1 protein-coding gene is annotated in these 1884 nt (G+C 71.2%); it reads right to left on the reverse strand.

Features of this window, described 5'->3' with window-relative positions; genetic code table 11:
• On the reverse strand, positions 1-1884 hold a 1884-nt coding region (locus tag Q0520_RS01610), incomplete at both ends, for an AAA domain-containing protein (protein ID WP_342765226.1).

The raw sequence follows: 1884 nt of genomic DNA on the forward strand, positions 1-1884 counted from the left end.
ATCGCCGCGTGGGTGAGGGCGCTCACCGCGATGCGGAGGGGACGGGTGCGTGCCCGCGCGGCGGTCGTGATCGTCTCTGCCAGGAAATGGGTCTTCCCGGTGCCCGGCGGCCCCCAGACCAGGGTCAGCCTGTTCGCCATGATCTGTGCGAAGGCCGCCCTCTGGCTCGGGGTGAGACCTTCGAGGGCCGCGGGGTCGGGGGTGCAGAGGGGCGGCACGGGGACGGCGAAGCGGCCGGGGTCCCTGATGAGGGCGAGGAGGTCGTTGTCGTCGGAGGCGTCGTAGTCTTCGAGTTCGGAGAGGACGGCCGACGAGGTGAAGTCTGTCGCCCGCGGGAAGAGGAGGGCGCGGTCGCCTGCCGAGAAGGTGCCCTGGTCGCGTGCCGACCTGACGGCGAGGGTGAGGCCGGTCACCCGGCCCCGTCTCTCCTCTGTCTCGACGATCCCGGCAAAGCTGACCTCGCCGCCCGGCGGCACGGTTTTCGAGAGGTAGGGCGTGTCGTCGAAGGCTCGCGCCGCCTCCACTCCCTCCGCGGTGTCAGGGACGAGGAGGTAGTTGGGCATGCCGCCGGTGTCAGGGAGGGTGGCGGCGTCGAGGGGGGAGAGGACGTCCCACCCGCTCCCGCCGCGGCACTCCGCCCTGATGCAGAGGCCGAGGTCCCCCGCCTCCTTCAGGGGGAGAGAGCGGACGCGCCGCGCCTCGGCGGCGGCGAGGGCGGTCTCCTCCCTGATGACGGCGGCGAGGTCGGCGAGTTCCTGGTGCCTGAAGGGGGTGGGGGCCGGGAAGGCGAAGTGTTCGGCCCAGCGGTGGGGTGCGGTGCGTTCCCGCACCGCTTCGAGGAGGTCGCCCTCGGCCCGCAGGCGGCGGCGGACCTCGCCCTCGATCCATGACAGGGCCTCGGTCTTCCCCTCATACCACGCCATATAGACGGCGTCGCTCTTCATCAGGTTCCCTGTCTCCGGCCAGAAGAGAGGGGAGGGCCTGAAGGAGGCAGGGTGGTCCGGGCCGAGGAGTGCGGCGAGGGCGTCGGGGAGGCGGCAGGCGACCGGGACAGGGAGGGCGAGACACTCGGTGAGGACGCGGGAGAGGACGACGACCGGGTACCTGACGTGGGCCGCCTCGCCACCGCCGCCATAGTAGGCGAGGAGGCGGGCGGCGGCGGGGTCGTCGCACCCCTTCAGGACGTCCAGGAAGATGCGGCGCTCGCTGTCGTCGAGGACATAGGTCTGGAGGGACTTCTGTTCGTTGAAGGGTTTCCCCGCGTTGAAGAGGGCGACCTCCTCCAGTTCGGCGGCGAGGGCGCGGACGAACTCCTGCACGACGACCGTGCACTCGTCCCCGGTGCGGGCGACGGCGGTCCACTCCGTGAACGGCGTCCCGTACACCGCCGTCCCCTTGAAGCGCCTGAAGCCCGCCGCATAGACCTTCTTCCCGGCAGGTTCGCAGGCGAGGGTGAGGACGAGGCCGACACTTTCGGGCCGCGGCAGGGAGGAGGAGGTGCCGCCGAAGGGGACGACCTTCCCCTCCCTGAGGGCGCCGGCCTCTGCCCTGAGGCGTTCCCCTTTCCCCCGCAGGGACCCGCAGGTCTGGACCACGTCGTCGGCGTCGGGGGACGCGAGGAAGCGGTCGAGGTCGTCGAGGGTCTCGACCCCCGCCCTCTCGTGGAGGAAGCGGCGCCCCGCAGCCGTCAGGCCGGGGAGGAGAGAGACTGAGTTTTTCTCCTCCGCCTCCCTCCGGCAGGAGGCGAAGAAGGGGCAACTCTCGCATGCTGGCCTGAGGTGCCAGGGGAGGTCGGCATGGGGGGTGGTGAGGATGGGCCCGAGGTCGCGGGAGAGGAAGGTGGCGAGGACGCCGGTGTCCATGCCGATATCGATCATCTCGGGC

This window comes from uncultured Methanofollis sp., assembly GCF_937919355.1.
GTDB lineage: Archaea > Halobacteriota > Methanomicrobia > Methanomicrobiales > Methanofollaceae > Methanofollis.